The sequence below is a fragment of the Bradyrhizobium sp. S3.12.5 genome, assembly GCF_040548225.1.
In the GTDB taxonomy this organism is placed as follows: domain Bacteria; phylum Pseudomonadota; class Alphaproteobacteria; order Rhizobiales; family Xanthobacteraceae; genus Bradyrhizobium; species Bradyrhizobium cytisi.
Window position 1 is genome coordinate 119,393 of sequence record NZ_JBEPRF010000002.1, and the last position, 18,446, is coordinate 137,838.

Genomic DNA, 18,446 nt, shown 5'->3' on the forward strand with positions numbered 1-18,446 from the left:
CCCGCGAAGGCGGGGAATCCAGTACGCCGCGGCCTCTCCGTATCCCTTTAACGTCTCTGGAATACTGGATCGCCTGCCTTCGCGGGCGATGACAGCCGAGTGATTGGCACGGACATTGCTCCTCTTTAGAACGATTTGAACGTTCCGGAGGCAGACGATGTTGCAGGCAGCGAATGCGGTTCGCGGGACTGTTTCCCCGACAATCCGGCCTGCGGGCAGTTCCTCGCTGCTGCTGACCGAGAACCAGCAATGGATCGGCGGGCCGCCGCCGCTGATGGACAAGCTCAGCCAGCGCGAGCGGGAGCTCGTGCTGAAGCAGGGGCGCCGCAAGGTGCTCAACCGCGGTCAGACGCTGTTCAGCCAGGGCGGCAAGCACGACGGCATCTGGCTGATCGAGAGCGGCCGCATTCGCGTATTCTATACCTCTCCGCTCGGACGCGAGATTACCCTCGCCTACTGGCATGTCGGCAATTTCGTCGGCGGGCCCGAAGTGTTCGAAGGCACCGTGCATCAATGGTCCGGCGTCGCATCCAGCAATTGCAGCGTGGTGCACCTGCCCGGAAAGGAGCTGCGGTCGCTTGCCGTCGAGATCCCGAACCTCGCGATTGGTCTGATCGAGGGCCTCACTTTCAAGGGCAAATGCTATTCCGCGCTGGCCCAGATGCTCGGAACACGCTCGATCACGCAGCGCCTTGCGCATCTGTTGCTGCATCTGGTCGATCTCTACGGTGTCGAGGATGCCGACGGCCGGGTGATCGCCGCCGCCTTCACCCATGCCGACATCGCCCACATGGTCGGCGCCACCAGGCAATGGGTCACGATCAGCCTGAAACGCATGCAGGAGAAGGGAATCGTGGTGACGAAGCGATCGCAGATCGTGGTCTGCCGGCCCGACGTGCTGGAAGAGATGCGCGGCCAAGGCGCCGAATGACGCCGGTGCACAGGCAAGCGGCTTTATAGTGCAGGACTGCCCAAGGAGTATGCAATCAGCTTTTCCCGGCAACTAATCGACTGCGGCGTTCATTCCGGATTTGCCCTGTCCACGCCCTCACCCAATCATGGCAACCACAGCACATCCAACCGAATGAGGATGAGAATGGTCCGCCATCTTCCCACGCTCTCGATCGCGATGTCGGTGACGTCGCTGGCGTTACTCCTCGCGCAGCCGGCTTCGGCGGAAACCGTTACCCTCGGCATCGGAACACAGGACACCACGACCAACACCGTGACCGCGGGCGTCGTCATCCGCCAGCTGCATCTCGTCGAAAAATACCTGCCGAAGGACGGCAAATACGCCAACATCAAGTTCGAGCTGGAGTGGCAGAATTTCACTTCCGGGCCGCCCGTCACCAACGCGATGATGGCGAACAAGCTGCAGATCGGCATGATGGGCGACTACCCGCTGATCGTGAACGGCTTCACCTTCGACAGCAATCCCGAGAGCAAGAGCCGCCTGATCGGCATCGCCGCCTACAGTCTCTCCGGTTCCGGCAACGGCATCGTCGTTCACAAAGACTCGCCCTATTACGATCTGGCCGATCTCAAGGGCAAGCTTGTCAGCGTGCCCTTCGGCTCCGCCGCGCACGGCATGGTACTGAAGGCGATGCAGGACCGCGGCTATTCGTCCGATTTCTTCCAGCTCGTCAGCCAGAGTCCCGAGGTCGGCTCGACCAACCTGCAAGAGAAGAAGATCGACGCGCATGCCGACTTCGTCCCCTTTGCCGAGCTGTTGCCGTTCCGCGGTTTTGCACGAAAGATCTTTGACGGCGTCGAGACCAATCTGCCGACCTTCCACGGCATCGTGGTTCGCACGGACTTTGCCGAAAAATATCCGGAAGTCGTCATCGCCTACATGAAGGCGCTAATTGCCGCCAACCAGTGGCTGCACGACGATCCCAAGCTTGCCGCCGAGAAGATCCAGGAGTGGACCGGCATCAACAAGGAGGTCGTCTACATCTTCCTGGGTCCGAGCGGCAACATGACCACCGACCCCACGGTCAAGCCGGCGCTGGTCGATGCGGCCGCCACCGACGTCAAGGTGCTGCAGAATCTCGGTCGCATGAAAGAGTTCGATCCGAAAAAATGGGTCGACGACAGCTACATCCGCAAGGCCTATGCCGAGATGAAGCTCGACTACGACGCGCAGCTTGCGAGCACCAAGAACTACGAAATTTCCGGTGAGGACAGCTTCTGCAAGAAGCCGATCACCGATCCGCGCAAGGCCGGCGAGGTCTGGGTCGACGACGCCGGCATCCTGCCGTTCTCGTCGGCGAGCTGCACGTTAGGGGCCTATGCCGACTTCAAGGCCAAGGGCAAGAAGATCAACGTCGCCTACGTCTTCGACACCACGCGCGGCATCAAGCTGTTCGCCGACCAGGCCTTCTTCGCGGTCGGCAATGGCGATGTCGCGCCTTTCCTGCTGAAGAAGGATGCGGAAGCCTATGCCGCCAACATCAGCGGCAAGGTGCTCGGCTTCGAGGACGCGGTCAAGGCGGCGGTCAGCGGAGGCAAGACGTGAGCAGTCCCGCCATCCTCAGACATTCAGAGGACAGCAGCATGCCAACAGCCGTTGCCGAGGCGGCCCCAACGCCCGCCGTCACGCCCCCCGCAACACCGCCCTCCTTCGGTACACTGGCACTGCGCTGGTACCGGCTGAACCAGGGCCGTCTGCGCGCCACCGCGGTCGGCATCATCTCGCTGCTCGCTTTCCTGCTGGTCTGGCACCTGCTCACGACCTATCGCGTCGTGTTCTTCGTGCGCTTCACCAACGTGCCCTCGCCGCTCGCGGTCTATGCGAGCTTCACCAAGGCGATCCACGATCCCAAATTCCTGCTGCACATCGCGCTGAGCTGCCGGCGCATCTTCATCGGCTTTTCGCTGGCAGCGATCGCCGGCGTGCCGCTCGGCCTCGTCATGGGCCGCTTCAAGCTGGTGCATGAGATCATCTTCCCGGTCGCGGAGGTGCTGCGGCCGATCCCGGCGATCGCCTGGGTGCCGATGGCGATCATGCTGTGGCCGACCAACGAGCAGAGCATCGTCTTCATCACGTTCCTCGGCTCGTTCTTCCCGATCCTGGTCAACACGCTGCACGGGATGTCCTTGGTCGATCCCGTGCTGGTGCGCGCCGCGCAATGTCTCGGCGCGCGCGAGCGCTCGATCTTCCGCGAGGTGTACTTTCCGGCCTCGCTGCCACACATCTTCACCGGCCTCACCGTCGGCATGGGCGTCGCCTGGGTATCGTTGATCGCGGCCGAGATGATCTCGGGCCAGTACGGCATCGGCTATTTCACATGGGAGGCCTATTCGCTGGTCCAGTATCCCGACATCGCGCTCGGCATGATCGCGATCGGCGTGCTCGGGCTGGGATCGAGCCTGCTCATCAGAGGCGCGGGACACCTGGTAATGCCGTGGAGGTCAACGAGGTGAGCGAGATTCGGACGAGCGAACCGAAAGGTCATATCGAGGTCAGAAACTTCTCCCTCAGCTATGACAGCATCGAGGGGCCGGTTCAGGCCGTCACGGACACGCAGATTCATGTGAAGCCGGGCGAGTTTGTCTCCATCGTCGGCCCCTCCGGCTGCGGAAAGTCGACGCTGCTCAATGCGGTCGCGGGATTCCTTAAACCCACCACCGGCATCGTCACCGTCGATGGCGAACGCGTGAACGGCCCCGGTGCCGAGCGCGGCATGGTGTTTCAGCAATATTCGCTGTTTCCATGGAAGACTGTGCGGGAGAATGTCGAGTTCGGCCTGAAGATGCGCGGCATGGCGCGTTCGCAGCGCGAACGCGCCGCGCGCACCCTGCTCGGACTCGCCGGCCTCGAGGCCTTCGAGAAGCATTATCCGGAAAAGCTCTCGGGCGGCATGAAGCAGCGCGTCGGTATCGTCCGCGCACTCGCGACGGGACCGAAGGTGCTGCTGCTCGACGAACCCTTCGGCGCGCTGGACGCGCAGACCCGGGTCATCATGCAGCAGATCCTCACCAATATGTGGCAGCGGCTAAAGATCTCGGTGCTGTTCGTCACCCACGATATCGACGAGGCCATCTTCCTCTCCGACCGCGTCTACTGCATGACCGCACGTCCGGGCTCGATCAAGGCCGAGATCCCGATTCCCTTAGAGCGGCCGCGGCAGCAATCGATGATGATGTCGTCGGAGTTTTTGGCGCTACGCCGCGGGCTGATGTCGCTGATCCGCGAGGAAAGCCTGAAAGCCATGGGCGGCGAGATCAACGACATGGGCATGCAGGGGCTGAATATCGAGCTGCACGGCCATTCGCTGGCGGATGTGATCTGATTTAACCTCGCCCCGCTTGCGGGATGACAGGTTTCGTAGGGTAGGCAAAGCGAAGCGTGCCCACCATTTCTTTTCCGATCGCGGTGAGAACGGTGGGCACAGCGCTACGCGCTTTTGCCTACCCTACGGCAGCTTCGCTCGCCTCACTTAAACCAGTGCACCAGCACGATACTGATCCCTAGCAGCAACATCAGCGACAGCGTCACCGCGGCCGTCACCCTGCCGCCGACATTGGCGAGCACGCGCACGTCGACGCCGAGGCCGAGCGCAGCCATTGAGACCACCGTGAGGAAGCTCGTGATCTTCGTCACGGGCCCTACGACTGTCGCCGGCACGATCTCGAGCGAGCGCAGCGTCGCAAGCACAAGGAAGCCGAGGATGAACCACGGCACCAGACGGAAGAAGCCGACATTGGTCTTCTTGGCGCCGGTCTGCCAGCGCGAGGCGACCAATGAGAGACCGACGACCACGGGCCCCAGCATCAACACGCGCATCAGCTTGACCAGCGTGCCGATCTGCGTCGAGACGAGTCCGGCCGGCACCGTCGCCGCGAGCACCTGCGGCACTGCATAGACGGTCAAACCTGCGAGGATGCCGTATTGCGTGGCGGTGAGCTGCAATAGCGGGATCAGCAGCGGCAGGCCCAGCACCATCATCACGCCGAGGATGGCGGTGAAGGAGATCGAGGATGCGATCTCGTCGCTGGTGGCGCCGATGATCGGCGCCACCGCCGCGATGGCAGAATTGCCGCAGATGGAATTGCCGCAGGCAATCAGGATCGAGAGCCGCGTCGACAGACCAAGCAGGCGGCTGAGGCCGAAGGAGACGGAGAGCGCCACGACGACGACAGCGGCGATCGATGCCAAAAGGGCGATGCCCGAAGCTGCGATAGCGGCGAAGCTGATGGAGGCGCCCAGCAGCATGACGGCGACCTCGAGCAGCTGCTTGGCGCTGAAAGCGATGCCGGCCTGCCAGCGCGTCGCCGGCTTCCAGAAGCTGCGCAGCGCCATGCCGAGCAGGATCGCCATCACCAGCGCTTCGACATAGGGGTGCTCGAAGACGCCCAGTTCGGCCCGCTCAAGAGAGGCCGAAACGCCGGCCACGGCGATGCAGAGGAGAATGCCGGGAATCAGCGCCGCAATACGGCTCGCGACGGTCGCCGGCTTGGCATCGGCCGGGCTGGATGCTTGATTCTGCGGCACAAATCTCTCCCTAGGGAGAAGGATTTATACGCAGGGTCGCTGGACTGGGAAATAAGTTTTCGACATATCAGGGCCGAGAGAAGTTATATCCTCAGCCCGGAATAACCGGCTTAGAACAGCAGGTTCTTGGCGATCGAAGCCACGTGGCTGAAGCTGTCGTAGACGCCGGGCTCGAAGAAGGCCGCACGCGCCAGGACGATGGCGGCGACCAGCGACCAGAACAGGCCGGTGCCGGCCCGCAACACGAGCTTTGCGGCGCGCGACTTCGGCTGGGTGTCCGTCGCGGACACCAGCTGCTCGCCGAACGGCTCAAATCCAGTGCGTTCCATAATGGGCCAATCCATCAATCTGTGACCGAAATGTCGTCGTTTCGGCCTCAAACAGCAATGGAAGCGATTGGCGTTTTTGCCCCCCGGCGGGGAAACTCCTTCCGCCGGACTAGCTTGAGGCAATAGTTTTCTTCTTTTTCCGGGTTGGAGGGCCCATGGCGTCCACCCGGACCTGCTCGACGACTACCATGAGCACTTACTACCGCAACTCGAGCGGCCGCGCGTTTTCGGCGATGCCGTGGCGTTTGGCGGACTAATCGCGCATGACGCACGATCCGGACCTCGGGCCGCACAGGTCGACGAAGGCGTAGGTCTGGCGACTCTATGCCGCCAGCCCGCTTCCCAGCGGCGCAAAATCCATCCCGAGACTTTCCGCCACCGCTTTGTTGGTGATGCGGCCGCGATGGACGTTGAGCCCATTGCGCAGATGCTGATTCTCCAGCACGGCAGCAAAGCCCTTGTTGGCGAGCATCAGACCGAACGGCAGCGTCGCATTGTTCAGCGCCTGGCTCGACGTCACCGGCACCGCGCCCGGCATGTTCGCTACACAATAATGCACGACGCCGTCGACCTCGTAGGTCGGCTCCGCATGCGTCGTCGCGTGCGAGGTCTCGAAGCAGCCGCCCTGGTCGATCGCGACGTCGACCAGCACAGCACCCGGCCGCATCGATTTGAGCATCGCACGCGTCACGAGCTTTGGCGCGCTCGCGCCCGGCACCAGCACCGCACCGATCACGACGTCGGCGGCGAACACCTCCTCCTCGACGGCCTCGATGGTCGAAAAGCGGGTGCGCACCCGCCCGAGGAAGACATCATCTAGCTCGCGCAGACGAGGAATTGAGCGGTCGATCACGGTGACTTCAGCACCGAGGCCTGCGGCCATGCGCGCGGCCTGCGTTCCTACCACACCGCCGCCGAGCACGACGACGCGCGCCGGCTGCACGCCGGGCACGCCGCCGAGCAGCAGCCCGCGACCGCCGCCCGATCGCCTGAGCGCGGCGCCAGCGGCCTCGATGGCGAGGCGGCCGGCGACTTCGCTCATCGGCGCGAGCAGGGGGAGGTGACCGGCCGCGTCGGTGACGGTTTCATAGGCGATCGCTGTGCAGCCGGACGCGACCAAGCCCTTGGCCTGTTCGGGATCGGGCGCGAGATGGAGATAGGTAAACAGGATCTGGCCTTCGCGGAGCTGGGCCCATTCGCTTTTCTGCGGCTCCTTCACCTTCACGATCATGTCGGACTTGGCGAAGATGTCGCGCGCACCGGCGGCAATGGAGGCCCCCGCCCGCTGATAGACCTCGTCGGACGCACCGATGCCGCTGCCGGCTCCAGTCTCAACCGTGACCTGATGCCCAGCCGCGATATATTCACGGACAGCGCCCGGGGTGAGCCCGACGCGATATTCCTGCACCTTGATCTCCTTGGGCACACCGACACGCATCCTGGGCTCCTTTTGATTCACCCCATGATCGTAGCGGCGCAGGCAGTTTGGTTTCGTGCAAATATCCGGTAGTTTTGGCCGTCCCGCGCCGGTTTCGGTCGCGGAAGTGTCCTTTCACGCTGGAAACAAAACCTTGGCCCTCGACCGGAAAGATCTCGCGATTCTCGCGGAACTTACGACCAATGCGCGCGCCAGCCACACCGAGCTCGCCAACAAGGTCGGCCTCTCCAGCACCGCGCTGGCACGGCGGCAGAAGACGCTGGAGGATGACGGCTACATCCAGGCCTACCAGGCCGCGCTCGATCTGGCGCAGTTCGGCCTGACCACGACGGTGCTGGTGCGCATTGCGCTTGAGAGCCAGAGCGACGAGGCGCTGAAGGCGTTCGAGGCGGAGGTGGTAAAGTGCCCCTCCGTCGTGCGCTGCTTCCTGATGTCGGGGACCGACGACTACATCCTGATCGTGCTCGCCCGCGACATCCAGGATTTCGAGCGCATCCACCGCACCGAACTGTCGCGCCTGCCGCGCGTGGCGCGGGTACAATCGAGCTTTGCGCTGCGCGAGGTCGTCAATCGCGCGGTGCCGACGGTGGTGTTCGGCGAGGCGAAGCGGTAGCGTTTCCCTCGCCCCGCAAGCGCGGGCTGCGGCCATCCCGCGCACCGTCATAGAACTGTCATCGAATGTGCCGAGACCTGTCAGTCTCTGCACATTCGGGACACGTCATGGACTATTTCAAGCGCTTCAACTTCCTGTTCGCCGCACCTGTATTCGACGCCGACGACCTCGAAGGCGTCCGTTTCAACCAGATCATCGAGGAGATCCAGCGCTCCGGCTTCGAGGTGGTCCGGGCCCGCAAGCTGGAGGACGCCGAGATGGCGGTGCAGACCGACGCCGCGATCGGCTGCATGGTGGTGGATTGGGGCAAGAAAGGCCTGGAGGGCAAGACCTCGGCGCTGATCAATCTGATGCGGCGCCGCGGCCTCGACTTCCCGATCATCCTCCTGATCCGGCGCAAGCGGTTCGAGGATCTCCCGGTCGAGGTGCTCGACTTCATCGATGGCTATGTCTTCCTGTCGGAGGAGACGCCGACCTTCATCGCCAAGAACCTGATCAGCCGGCTCAAGCAATATGCCGAGACGCTGAAGACGCCGTTCTTCGGCGCGCTGGTCGATTATGCCGAGGAAGGCAACCAGCTCTGGACCTGTCCGGGCCACAATGGCGGCGTGTTCTACAACCGAAGCCCGATCGGCCGGGTCTTCGTCGAGCATCTCGGCGAGTCCGTCTTCCGCGACGACCTCGACAATTCCGTGCTCGATCTCGGCGACCTCCTCACCCATGAGGGTCCGGCGCTGAAGGCGCAGAAGGAGGCGGCGCAGATCTTCGGTGCGGAGAAGACCTATTTCGTGCTCAACGGCACCTCGACCTCGAACAAGGTCGCGCTCGGCGCGCTCGTCACAGACGGCGACCTCGTGCTGTTCGACCGCAACAACCACAAGGCCGCCCATCACGGCGCGTTGATGATCAATGGCGGAATTCCGGTCTATGTCCCGACCATCCGCAATGCCTGGGGCCTGATCGGTCCGATGCGCTGGGACGCGCTCGACGAACGGGCCCTGCGCGAGACGATCCGCAACCATCCGCTGGTCACGGACAAGGACGCCTGGCGCAAGGAACGGCCGTTCCGCGTCGCCGTGGTCGAGCAATGCACCTATGACGGCACGATTCACAATGCCGAAATGATCCTGAAGCGCATCGGCCACCTCTGCGAATACATCCTGTTCGACGAGGCCTGGGCCGGCTTCATGAAGTTCCACCCGCTCTACGTCGGCCGCTTCGCGATGGGGCTTGCCAATCTCCCGCCGGAGGCACCGGGCATCATCGCGACGCAGTCGACCCACAAGCAGCTTGCCAGCTTCTCGCAGGCCTCGCAGATCCATATCAAGGACCGCCACATCCGCGGCCAGAAGCGGCGCGTCGAGCACCGCCGCTTCAACGAAAGTTTCATGCAGCACGCCTCGACCTCGCCGTTTTATCCGCTGTTCGCCTCGCTCGACGTTGGCGCGCAGATGATGAAGGGCCGCTCCGGCGAAGTGCTATGGGACGACACCATCCGCCTCGGCATCGAGCTGCGCAAGAAGATCCGCGCCATGCGCCGGGAGTTCGAGGAGAAGGAACAGAACCCGGACCGGCGCTGGTTCTTCGAGCCGTTCGTACCCGATCGCGTTGCCATCCCCGACGTCAGCCGCCCCGGCGCCGCGCATAACGTTGCCTGGGAGACGCTGTCGACCGACGAGCTCGCGACCAATCCCGCGCTGTGGCAGCTCGGCCCTGACAGCAACTGGCACGGCTTCCCCGGCATGGCCGAGGGCTTTGCCATGACCGATCCGAACAAGCTGACGTTACTCACGCCCGGCTTCGACCGCACCACCGGCGCCTATGCCGAGCACGGCATCCCCGCCCCGGTCGTCGCGCAGTACTTGCGCGAAAACCGCATCGTGCCTGAAAAGAACGACCTCAACTCCCTGCTCTTTCTGCTCACCCCCGGCGTCGAGGCCAGCAAGGCCGGCACGCTGATCTCCGGCCTCGTTGCCTTCAAGAGACTGCACGACGACAATGCGCTGCTGGCCGACGCGATCCCGGAATTCCATCAGCGGCGGCAGGCGCGCTATGCTGGCGTGCGACTGCGCGACCTCTGCGGCGAGATGCACCGCTTCTTCCGTACCGCCGATGTCAGCGCGCTTCAGGCGCGACAGTTCATGCCGGAACACATGCCTGAGATTGCCATGTCGCCGCGCGATGCCGCGCGCTTCCTGTTCAAGAACGACGTCGACTATCTGCCGATCGAGGCGATCGCCGGCCGCATCGCGACCACGCCCTTTGTGGTCTATCCGCCCGGCATCGCCACCATCGTCCCCGGCGAGCGGCTGACGGAACGAGCCAAGCCCATGGTGGATTATCTCAGGATGTTCGAGACCTGCTTCAATACGTTTCCGGGCTTCGATGTGGAAATCCAGGGCGTCTACAAGGAGGTCGATGCGCGCGGCCGGATCGGGCTCTATACTTACGTCGTTGCCGAGTAGGGGCCGATGAACGAAACAGCGATTGCACGCGCCGATGACGAGCCGGTTCTGGTCCGGCCGTCACGCGAGAGCGATATCGAGGCGATGCTGCGGATCTACCGCCATCACGTCCGCAATGGCGTGCCGCGCGATGTCGAGGGAACCGGCGCGCCAGAACCGGACGACCTGCGCGACCGGCGCAAGAACCTGAAACAGACCCGCCTGCCGCATCTCGTCGCGACCTATCGCGGCGAAGTGGTCGGCTACGCCTATGCGGTGCTGTTCCGCAAGCGTCCGGCCTATCGCTACACGGCCAAGCACTCGATCTATGTCCACCACGGGCATCTCGGCCGCGGCGTCGGACGGCTGCTGCTCCAGGAGCTGATCGATGCCTGTGCGGCGGCCGGCTTCCGCCAGATGATCGGCTATATCGATGCCGACAACGCCCCTTCGCTGGCGCTGCACGAAAAATTCGCCTTCGCCCGCGTCGGCCTGTTGTGCGGCGTCGCTTACCGCCACGGCGGCTGGTCCGATACCGTCATGGTGCAGCGTTCGCTCGGCGCCGGCGTCACCGCGCCGCCGCCGATCGCGGCGCCCGGGCTGGGCCCTACGAGGTAAAGTCAGCCGGTCTGACCTGGATGCGATCGGCATGCAGCGACCAGTGACGCAACGCCTGGTCCTTGCAAAACCTCGCCTTCGCCCGCTCCTTGGCTTCGTCCTCGTCTGCGGCGTCGATCTCGAGTGCGCCCTGACAGACCTCGATCTGCCGGCCGTACTCGCCGAGCACGTCCTTCATGAACCTGACGACATAAGTTGACATGGGACCTCCCTGCTGCCCCGGCGGCAATCTAATCCCATTTACCGGGTTTCGGGGAGACAGATTTTGACGGAGATCAAGCCGGCGCCGGTTCCTGCCGCCAATTCAGGCATCGGTACGATCGGTCAGCCATCAAGTCTTGATATCGAGGAGTGATTCCGTCGTTTCGGAGTAGGCTTGAATGACCTTCGCATTGGCGATGAAGCTGTATTTTGCAGCCGCCATTTGAACGAGCTCATTAGCGAGATCGACATTCGGCGCGGCGACCAGGCCGTCCCGGTCGGCGAAGGGAGCGCTCGGGTCGGATTGTGCGGTATAACTCGGCGACACTGTCGACACCGTTGCGATAGTGCCGCCGGGCGTCGAGCCGCTCGACTGGTCGACCTGATCGACTCGCAACGGCACATAAGCCGCGGGATAAGTCGAGCTCGTGCTCACACTGCCGGCACCGGCCGATGTGCTCGATCCGCCCGACGCGGGTAGCGGGCCGGTGGTGCGGACATTGGCGATGTTGCTCGCGGCCACGCTCACACGCAAGCTCGCCGCAGAAAGTCCGGATGTCGCAATCGAAAGTATGCTCATGGAACCTGATCTACAGGACAAGTCATACGCGTTCATTCACGCCAACGATAAGATGCGCCGCATTGTATTTTTACCGTGGTAACCAATGATCAGCGCGCGCAACAGTCCCTCGCGCGCGCTACCCAGGCGCAACGCCAAAGGTCTGCTTGAAGCGCGCGGCATAAACAGGCCAGACATCGGGATTGATGATGCGCGGCGGCCGCTTGCCATCGAGCGTCTCCAGCACCTGCTCGGCCGCGATACGGCCCATGTTCTCGCGCGCCTCGATCGTGACGCCGGCCGTGTGCGGGCTCGCCAGCACATTGTCGAACTGCAGCAGCGGATGCTCCGGCGGCGGCGGCTCCTTGGACCAGACGTCGAGGCCGGCACCAGCGATACGCTTGTCGCGCAACGCCCCAAGCAAGGCGTCCTCGTCATGGATGAAGCCGCGCGCGGTGGTGATGAAATAGGCGTGCGGCTGCATCAGGCCGAACTCGCGTACGCTGATCATGTTGCGGCTGCCCTTGTTGAGCGGACAGGAGATCGAGACGAAATCGGCGCGGCGCAGCAACTCGTCGAGCTCGACCTTCTCGCCGCCCCGCTCGGCCATCACTTCGGGCGAAAGGTACGGGTCGTAAGCCAGCACCTTCATGCCGAGCAGGCCCTTGCACAATGCGGCGATGCGGCGGCCGACATTGCCGAGGCCAATGATGCCGACGGTCTTGTGTTCGACCTCATTGCCGACGAGCTCGTTGCGGTTGACATTGGGCTCACGGCGCAAGCGACGATCGGACTGAATGATGCGCTTGGACAAGGTCAGCATCATCGCCAGCGCGTGCTCGGCCACCGAATGCGCGTTGCCGCCGGACTGGTTGACGACCAGCACGCCTGCATTCGTGCACGCCTCGACGTCGACGGGATCAAAGCCCGCGCCATTGCTGGAGACCAGCAGCAGGTTCGGCGTGCGCTTGAGGAAGGTGGCATCGACATGGAAGTGCGGCGCCAGCTCGTCGCGGGCGGCGCCGATCTGGTAAACATGGGCCGCGCTCAGGATCGGAGCGTAAAAGTCCGCGGGGCTCTCGTTCTCGATGCGGTCGAGCCGGACGTCGGGCCGCGCCTTCAGGATGTCGATGTAGATCGGGTTGGCCAGGTATTTGACGTAGAAGACGCGCTTGCTGTTGACCGACATCAGGACCTTCCGGCTCTCTCGTGGAGACCCGCAGGGTCAGCGCAATACGCGTCCCGTCCATGCGTCCTCCCGTTTCTCGTTATCCCGCTTATGACATGGCGGTGCCGGCCATGGCAGTCCGTCTGGCGCAGATCACGGTGCCGGCCCGGGCATGTTGACAATCCCGCCCGCTCCGTCAAGTTCGGTAGAACGCCGCGACATTGGCCAAGACCAAGAAACATGCGCGGCTCAAGGGAGAACGCAATGGCGATTGCGGAGCAGCAGACTTCGACGCAGGCGTCCAGCGACAAGAGCTGGCACGGGATAGTCCTGCAAACCCTGAAGCGGAACGAGATCAGCCTCATCCCCTACGTGCCCGACCGCGTGCTGACCCCGCTGATCAAGAACCTCCACGCCGATCCATTCTTCACGTCCTTCGCCACCGCCCGCGAGGAAGAGGCCGTCGGCATCGTCTCCGGCGCCTGGATGGGCGGGCGGCGCGGCGCGGTGCTGATGCAGACCTCGGGCTTTGCCACGCTCGCCAACACGCTCGCCTCGCTCGCGGTGCCCTACCAGATCCCGCTGATCATGTTCGTCTCCGAGCGCGGCACGCTCGGCGAGTTCAATTACGGCCAGTCGCTGGTCTGCCGCACCATGCGCCCGGTGCTGGATTCGCTGGCGCTCGAGCACCACACCATCACCCGGCTCGACGAGCTCGAATTCATCGCCGACCGCTCGATCAAGCAGGCCGTCACGACGCAGGCGCCGGTAGCGCTGATCCTCAACCCGCTGCTCACCGGCGGCAAGGTCTTCGACAAGTGAGTGCCGCCAAATGAGTTCAAAAACGAACACGCGCAATACCAAGGTGATGAACCGGTTCGATCTGACCTCGCGCCTGATCGTAAAGCTCAAGCACGAGGAAGCGGTAATCGGCGGCATCGGCAACACCAATTTCGACCTCTGGGCCGCCGGCCACCGCCCACAGAATTTCTACATGCTCGGCAGCATGGGTCTCGCCTTCCCGATCGCGCTCGGCGTGGCGCTGGCGCAGCCCGACCGCCGCGTCTTCGCGCTCGAAGGTGACGGCTCGCTGCTGATGCAGCTCGGCGCGCTCTCGACCATCGCGGCCTTGAAGCCGAAGAACCTGATCATGATCGTGATGGATAACGGCATCTACCAGATCACCGGCGCGCAGCCGACGCCGGCCGCCGGTGTCGCCGATCTCGTCGCCATCGCCCTAGGCTCGGGGCTCACCAACAGCGCCTGGGCCGCGGACGAGGAGGATTTCGAACGCCTCGTCGACGAGGCCATGTCGGCTGACGAGCCGAGCCTGATCGCGCTGCGCATCGACGACAAGCCCGGTGTCGGCACCACCCGCAGGGATCCCGTGCAGATCCGAGAGCGCTTCATGCACGGCCTCGGCGTGCGCGACCCGCTTTAGGGTTTCGTCACTGACGATAGCGCCCCGCGGATCGTCGCTCCGCGGGGCGCTATGTTCCAACTCTTACGCGTCGATCAATCGATGATCTTGACGACGCGGCGCGTGCGCGGCTCGACGATCACGCGGCGATCGTTCACGACCGCATAGCGGTACTCGGTGTAGTTCGGCACGGGGCGCAGCACCACGGTCGGGGGCAGCGGCTCGCCGACCACGACGCGCTCGTGAACCACGACGGAATCATCGCGCGGGAGTCCGCCGAGGATCGCATTCGGAATTTCCAGTCCAGCGCCAACGGCCGCACCGACGGTGCCGCCGACCATCGCGCCGACCGGGCCGCCGACGTCTCCGCCCGCACGTGCGCCATTCCTGGCGCCCTCTTCGGTTGTCGACTGGGCGAAGGCTGCACTCGACGCCAGCAGCGACGCGGCAACCAACGAAATCGCAAGACGGGTTTTCATGTCCACACCCTCCAGTGCTTGTTGATGCGCCTTCAACCGCCGGGCCGGGACAATTGTTCCGGTTCCCCCGCGGCGAAAGACGCGCCAAATCTGGAGAGTGTCACTGCGTAACACTTACGCCGCGGCGATCTCGTGCCCGGCCATCAGTTCCAGCGCCCGCACCATCGCCGAATGATCCCAGCCCTTGCCGCCATGCGCGGTGCAGGACGAGAACAATTGCTGCGCCACCGCCGTGCTCGGCAGTGAAAGGCCCAGAGCCCGCGCGCCTTCGAGCGCAAGATTGAGATCCTTCTGGTGCAGCTCGATACGGAAGCCCGGATCGAAATTGCGCTTCACCATGCGTTCGCCATGCACTTCGAGAATCCGCGACGAGGCAAAGCCGCCCATCAGCGCCTTGCGCACCAGCGCGGGATCGGCACCGGCCTTGGAGGCGAACAGCAGCGCTTCGCTCACCGCCTCGATCGTCAGCGCGACGATGATCTGGTTGGCGACCTTCGTCGTCTGGCCGTCACCATTGGCCCCGACATGCGTGACGTTCTTGCCCATCTTGTCGAAGACCGGCTTCATGGTAGTGAAGGCGCGCTCGGGACCGCCGACCATGATGGTGAGGCTCGCCGCCTTGGCGCCGACCTCGCCACCCGACACCGGCGCGTCGAGATAGTCCGCGCCAAGCGCCTCGATCTTCTTTGCGAACTCCTTGGTTGCCAGCGGCGAGATCGAGCTCATATCGACCACGATCTTGCCCTTGGAGATGCCGCCCGCCACGCCGTCCTTGCCGAACAGCACGGCCTCTACATGCGGCGTATCCGGCACCATGATGATGACGGCATCCGCCTCCTCCGCCACTTCCTTGGCCGATTTGCAGGCGACGCCGCCTGCCGCGATCAGCTCCGGCGCGACCGGCACGACGTCATGCAGGAGAACGCGATGGCCCGCAGCCAGAAGGTGGCCGGCCATCGGCCGTCCCATGGTGCCAAGTCCGATGAAGCCGATGTCAATCATGTCTGCGTTTCCTCAGGTCTCGAATGTCCGCGCCGCGTGCCACGAGAGGCCTTCCAGCGTCGTGGTGCGCGGCTTGTATTCGCAGCCGATCCAGCCGCGATAGCCGATCGCGTCGAGATGGCGGAACAGGAAAGGATAGTTGATCTCGCCGGTGCCGGGCTCGTGACGGCCCGGATTGTCGGCGAGCTGGATGTGCGCGATCTGCGGCAGATATTCCTGCATGGTGCGGGCGAGATCGCCCTCCATGATCTGCATGTGATAGATGTCGTACTGGATGAACAGATTGCTCGACCGCACCTCGGCAATCAGCTGCACCGCCCGCTCGGTGCCGTTGAGAAAGAAGCCGGGAATGTCGAGCGTGTTGATCGGCTCGACCAGCAGCTTGATGTTCTCGCGCGCCAGCGTCGACGCCGCGAAGCGCAGGTTTCCGACCAGCGTCTCTTGCAGCTCGCGCGGATCGGCATCGACGGGCGCAATCCCGACGAGGCAGTTGAGTTGCTCGCAATCGAGCGCCTTGGCATAGTCGATGGCGCGGAACACGCCGTCGCGGAATTCGGCGGTGCGCTCAGGCAAAATTGCGATGCCGCGCTCGCCGGCAGCCCAGTTGCCAGCGGGCAGATTGTGCAGAACTTGCGTCAGCCCGTGGGCCTCGAGCTGCTCGCGCAGGAGCGCCTTATCGAGATCATAGGGGAAGAGATACTCGACCCCGGCAAAGCCTGCCGCCTTCGCCGCGGCGAAGCGGTCGATGAACGGCATCTCGTTGAAGAGCATGGTGAGGTTGGCGGCGAATTTCGGCATGGCGCTCTCCCCTATTCCGCCGGCTGAAGCACGCCGGGGCGCGTGGTCCCGACCTCGTCGAGGGCTAAGTCCAGCACCTCCTCGAACTCGACGATATTGTCGATCTCGGTCCCCATCGCGATATTGGTGACGCGCTCGAGGATGAATTCGACCACCACGGGCACGCGGTGCTTCTTCATCAATTCGCGCGCCGTGGCGAAGGCCGCTTGCGTGTCCCTGGGATCGGTGACGCGGATCGCCTTGCAGCCAAGGCCTTCGGCAACGGCAACATGGTCGACACCGTAGCCGCCCAGCTCAGGCGCGTTGATGTTCTCGAAGGAGAGCTGGACGTGATAGTCCATGTCAAATCCGCGCTGGGCCTGGCGGATCAGGCCGAGATAGGAATTGTTCACGACGACGTGGATGTAGGGCAGATTGAACTGCGCCCCGACCGCGAGCTCCTCGATCAGGAACTGAAAGTCGTAGTCACCGGACAGCGCCACGATGTCTCGATCCGGGCACGCCGCGCGCACGCCGAGCGCGGCGGGAAGCGTCCAGCCCAGCGGGCCCGCCTGCCCCGCATTGATCCAGTTGCGCGGCTTGTAGACGCCCAGGAACTGCGCGCCGGCGATCTGCGACAGGCCGATCACGGTGACATAGGTGGTGTCGCGGCCGAACGCCTTGTTCATCTCCTCATAGACGCGTTGCGGCTTGATCGGGACGTTGTCGAAATGGCTCTTGCGCAGCATGGTCTTCTTGCGATCGCGGCAGGAAGCGGGCCACGCCTGGCGCTCGCGGAGCCTGCCGGAACGTCGCCACTCCCTGGCGACGGTGACGAAGAGCTCGAGCGCGGCCTTCGCGTCCGAGACGATACCGAGATCGGGATTGAACACCCGCCCGATCTGGGTCGGCTCGATGTCGACATGCACGAAGGTGCGGCCCTTGGTGTAGGTCTCGACCGAGCCGGTGTGACGGTTGGCCCAGCGATTGCCGATACCGAGCACGAAATCGGATTCCAGCAGCGTGGCGTTGCCGTAGCGGTGGCTGGTCTGGAGGCCAACCATGCCGGCCATCAGGACGTGATCGTCGGGGATCGCGCCCCATCCCATCAGCGTCGGCACCACAGGCACGTTGGCGATTTCGGCGAATTCCACTAGCAGATCCGAGGCATCGGCATTGATGATGCCGCCGCCCGCCACGATCAGGGGACGTTCGGATGCATTGAGCATCTCCAGCGCCTTCTCGACCTGCTTTCGCGAGGCGGTCGGCTTGTAGACCGGCAGCGGCTCATAGGTCTCGTCGTCGAACTCGATTTCGGCGAGCTGCACGTCGAGTGGCATGTCGATCAGCACAGGCCCGGGCCGGCCCGAGCGCATCACATGAAACGCCTGGCTGAACACGCGCGGCACCAGCGCCGGCTCGCGCACGGTGACCGCCCATTTGGTCACCGGCTTTGCGATCGATTCGATGTCGACCGCCTGGAAATCCTCCTTGTAGAGTCGCGCGCGCGGCGCCTGTCCGGTGATGCAAAGGATCGGGATGGAATCGGCAATCGCCGAATAGAGCCCGGTGATCATGTCGGTGCCGGCCGGCCCCGAAGTGCCGATGCAAACGCCGATATTGCCGGCCGTGGCCCGGGTGTAGCCTTCGGCCATATGCGAAGCGCCCTCGACATGGCGCGCGAGGATATGGCGGATCGAGCCGCGCTTCTTCAGCGCCGAATAAAGCGGATTGATCGCAGCCCCGGGAACGCCGAAGGCGGTCGAGATGCCTTCCTTCTCCAGGATACGCACGGCTGCATCGACAGCTCGCATCTTCGCCATATCGGACCTCGCTTGGTTTAAGTCAGCGAGCGAGATCATCGGGTGCGCGAGATGCGATCTCAACGCAGCAGATTTTAT

At 63.8% G+C, this 18,446-nt stretch carries 19 protein-coding genes; 9 read left to right on the top strand and 10 right to left on the bottom strand.

Features of this window, described 5'->3' with window-relative positions:
• The first annotated feature begins 157 nt into the window (after positions 1-157).
• From ABIC09_RS02670 to ABIC09_RS02685, 4 genes are all read left to right on the top strand, one after another.
• Complete coding sequence (locus ABIC09_RS02670) at positions 158-931, top strand: Crp/Fnr family transcriptional regulator (protein ID WP_354084549.1); 774 nt, start codon at positions 158-160, stop codon at positions 929-931.
• Positions 932-1,096: 165 nt separating this feature from the next.
• On the top strand, positions 1,097-2,518 hold the full coding sequence (locus ABIC09_RS02675) for an ABC transporter substrate-binding protein (RefSeq protein WP_354108319.1): 1,422 nt from the start codon (positions 1,097-1,099) through the stop codon (positions 2,516-2,518).
• Complete coding sequence (locus ABIC09_RS02680) at positions 2,515-3,426, top strand: ABC transporter permease (protein WP_354108320.1); 912 nt, start codon at positions 2,515-2,517, stop codon at positions 3,424-3,426. Before ABIC09_RS02675 ends, ABIC09_RS02680 begins: the two co-directional genes overlap by 4 nt.
• A complete protein-coding gene (locus ABIC09_RS02685) occupies positions 3,423-4,295 on the top strand; it encodes an ABC transporter ATP-binding protein (protein WP_354108321.1) in 873 nt (290 codons plus the stop codon). Before ABIC09_RS02680 ends, ABIC09_RS02685 begins: the two co-directional genes overlap by 4 nt.
• Before the next feature lie 143 nt (positions 4,296-4,438).
• On the opposite strand, the gene ABIC09_RS02690 is transcribed toward ABIC09_RS02685, so the two are convergent.
• The 3 genes from ABIC09_RS02690 to ald form a co-directional block, all read right to left on the bottom strand.
• Positions 4,439-5,497 (bottom strand): YeiH family protein, encoded by a 1,059-nt coding sequence (locus ABIC09_RS02690; RefSeq protein ID WP_354031961.1) that lies wholly within the window; start codon positions 5,495-5,497, stop codon positions 4,439-4,441.
• Positions 5,498-5,607: 110 nt separating this feature from the next.
• The gene (locus tag ABIC09_RS02695; RefSeq protein ID WP_148754682.1) at positions 5,608-5,826 is read right to left on the bottom strand and encodes a hypothetical protein; all 219 of its coding nucleotides are present in this window, start codon (positions 5,824-5,826) and stop codon (positions 5,608-5,610) included.
• Positions 5,827-6,148: 322 nt separating this feature from the next.
• Complete coding sequence (gene ald, locus ABIC09_RS02700) at positions 6,149-7,264, bottom strand: alanine dehydrogenase (protein WP_354108322.1); 1,116 nt, start codon at positions 7,262-7,264, stop codon at positions 6,149-6,151.
• Between the two features lie 133 nt (positions 7,265-7,397).
• On the opposite strand from ald, the gene ABIC09_RS02705 reads away from it, so the two are divergent.
• The 3 genes from ABIC09_RS02705 to ABIC09_RS02715 all read left to right on the top strand — a co-directional run bounded on the left by ABIC09_RS02705 (position 7,398) and on the right by ABIC09_RS02715 (position 10,939).
• Positions 7,398-7,877, top strand: coding sequence for an Lrp/AsnC family transcriptional regulator (locus ABIC09_RS02705; protein WP_187435253.1), 480 nt, complete (start codon positions 7,398-7,400; stop codon positions 7,875-7,877).
• A 107-nt stretch (positions 7,878-7,984) separates the two neighbouring features.
• The gene (locus ABIC09_RS02710; RefSeq protein WP_354108323.1) at positions 7,985-10,342 is read left to right on the top strand and encodes an Orn/Lys/Arg family decarboxylase; all 2,358 of its coding nucleotides are present in this window, start codon (positions 7,985-7,987) and stop codon (positions 10,340-10,342) included.
• Positions 10,343-10,348: 6 nt separating this feature from the next.
• Positions 10,349-10,939 (top strand): GNAT family N-acetyltransferase, encoded by a 591-nt coding sequence (locus tag ABIC09_RS02715; RefSeq protein ID WP_354108324.1) that lies wholly within the window; start codon positions 10,349-10,351, stop codon positions 10,937-10,939.
• Here ABIC09_RS02715 and ABIC09_RS02720 read toward each other — a convergent pair.
• From ABIC09_RS02720 to ABIC09_RS02730, 3 genes are all read right to left on the bottom strand, one after another.
• On the bottom strand, positions 10,929-11,141 hold the full coding sequence (locus ABIC09_RS02720) for a hypothetical protein (protein ID WP_187435252.1): 213 nt from the start codon (positions 11,139-11,141) through the stop codon (positions 10,929-10,931). The genes ABIC09_RS02715 and ABIC09_RS02720 overlap by 11 nt on opposite strands.
• A 129-nt stretch (positions 11,142-11,270) precedes the next feature.
• Positions 11,271-11,720 (bottom strand): flagellar basal body rod protein FlgC, encoded by a 450-nt coding sequence (locus ABIC09_RS02725; RefSeq protein ID WP_354108469.1) that lies wholly within the window; start codon positions 11,718-11,720, stop codon positions 11,271-11,273.
• A 118-nt stretch (positions 11,721-11,838) separates the two neighbouring features.
• Positions 11,839-12,888 carry a hydroxyacid dehydrogenase gene (locus ABIC09_RS02730; RefSeq protein WP_354108325.1) on the bottom strand — a complete coding sequence of 350 codons (1,050 nt, stop codon included), beginning with the start codon at positions 12,886-12,888 and terminating at the stop codon, positions 11,839-11,841.
• A gap of 243 nt (positions 12,889-13,131) precedes the next feature.
• On the opposite strand from ABIC09_RS02730, the gene ABIC09_RS02735 reads away from it, so the two are divergent.
• Both ABIC09_RS02735 and ABIC09_RS02740 read left to right on the top strand, forming a co-directional pair.
• Positions 13,132-13,689 carry a decarboxylase gene (locus tag ABIC09_RS02735; RefSeq protein ID WP_354108326.1) on the top strand — a complete coding sequence of 186 codons (558 nt, stop codon included), beginning with the start codon at positions 13,132-13,134 and terminating at the stop codon, positions 13,687-13,689.
• A gap of 10 nt (positions 13,690-13,699) precedes the next feature.
• A complete protein-coding gene (locus ABIC09_RS02740; RefSeq protein WP_354108327.1) occupies positions 13,700-14,308 on the top strand; it encodes a thiamine pyrophosphate-dependent enzyme in 609 nt (202 codons plus the stop codon).
• Between the two features lie 74 nt (positions 14,309-14,382).
• On the opposite strand, the gene ABIC09_RS02745 is transcribed toward ABIC09_RS02740, so the two are convergent.
• The 4 genes from ABIC09_RS02745 to gcl form a co-directional block, all read right to left on the bottom strand.
• Positions 14,383-14,766 carry a DUF1236 domain-containing protein gene (locus ABIC09_RS02745; RefSeq protein ID WP_148754673.1) on the bottom strand — a complete coding sequence of 128 codons (384 nt, stop codon included), beginning with the start codon at positions 14,764-14,766 and terminating at the stop codon, positions 14,383-14,385.
• A 114-nt stretch (positions 14,767-14,880) separates the two neighbouring features.
• Positions 14,881-15,768, bottom strand: a complete 888-nt coding sequence (locus ABIC09_RS02750; RefSeq protein ID WP_354108328.1) for a 2-hydroxy-3-oxopropionate reductase — start codon at positions 15,766-15,768, stop codon at positions 14,881-14,883.
• A 12-nt stretch (positions 15,769-15,780) separates the two neighbouring features.
• A complete protein-coding gene (gene hyi, locus ABIC09_RS02755) occupies positions 15,781-16,566 on the bottom strand; it encodes a hydroxypyruvate isomerase (protein ID WP_354108329.1) in 786 nt (261 codons plus the stop codon).
• An 11-nt stretch (positions 16,567-16,577) separates the two neighbouring features.
• Positions 16,578-18,368 (bottom strand): glyoxylate carboligase, encoded by a 1,791-nt coding sequence (gene gcl, locus ABIC09_RS02760; protein WP_148754670.1) that lies wholly within the window; start codon positions 18,366-18,368, stop codon positions 16,578-16,580.
• Positions 18,369-18,446: the final 78 nt, after the last annotated feature.

Coding starts and splice junctions, on each gene's coding strand:
- ABIC09_RS02730 (WP_354108325.1), bottom strand. CDS start 12,888: ATGTCGGTCAACAGCAAGCGCGTCTTCTACGTCAAATACCTGGCCAAC.
- ABIC09_RS02720 (WP_187435252.1), bottom strand. CDS start 11,141: ATGTCAACTTATGTCGTCAGGTTCATGAAGGACGTGCTCGGCGAGTAC.
- ABIC09_RS02750 (WP_354108328.1), bottom strand. CDS start 15,768: ATGATTGACATCGGCTTCATCGGACTTGGCACCATGGGACGGCCGATG.
- ABIC09_RS02675 (WP_354108319.1), top strand. CDS start 1,097: ATGGTCCGCCATCTTCCCACGCTCTCGATCGCGATGTCGGTGACGTCG.
- ABIC09_RS02670 (WP_354084549.1), top strand. CDS start 158: ATGTTGCAGGCAGCGAATGCGGTTCGCGGGACTGTTTCCCCGACAATC.
- ABIC09_RS02745 (WP_148754673.1), bottom strand. CDS start 14,766: ATGAAAACCCGTCTTGCGATTTCGTTGGTTGCCGCGTCGCTGCTGGCG.
- gcl (WP_148754670.1), bottom strand. CDS start 18,368: ATGGCGAAGATGCGAGCTGTCGATGCAGCCGTGCGTATCCTGGAGAAG.
- ABIC09_RS02695 (WP_148754682.1), bottom strand. CDS start 5,826: ATGGAACGCACTGGATTTGAGCCGTTCGGCGAGCAGCTGGTGTCCGCG.
- ald (WP_354108322.1), bottom strand. CDS start 7,264: ATGCGTGTCGGTGTGCCCAAGGAGATCAAGGTGCAGGAATATCGCGTC.
- ABIC09_RS02740 (WP_354108327.1), top strand. CDS start 13,700: ATGAGTTCAAAAACGAACACGCGCAATACCAAGGTGATGAACCGGTTC.
- ABIC09_RS02735 (WP_354108326.1), top strand. CDS start 13,132: ATGGCGATTGCGGAGCAGCAGACTTCGACGCAGGCGTCCAGCGACAAG.
- hyi (WP_354108329.1), bottom strand. CDS start 16,566: ATGCCGAAATTCGCCGCCAACCTCACCATGCTCTTCAACGAGATGCCG.
- ABIC09_RS02725 (WP_354108469.1), bottom strand. CDS start 11,720: ATGAGCATACTTTCGATTGCGACATCCGGACTTTCTGCGGCGAGCTTG.
- ABIC09_RS02710 (WP_354108323.1), top strand. CDS start 7,985: ATGGACTATTTCAAGCGCTTCAACTTCCTGTTCGCCGCACCTGTATTC.
- ABIC09_RS02715 (WP_354108324.1), top strand. CDS start 10,349: ATGAACGAAACAGCGATTGCACGCGCCGATGACGAGCCGGTTCTGGTC.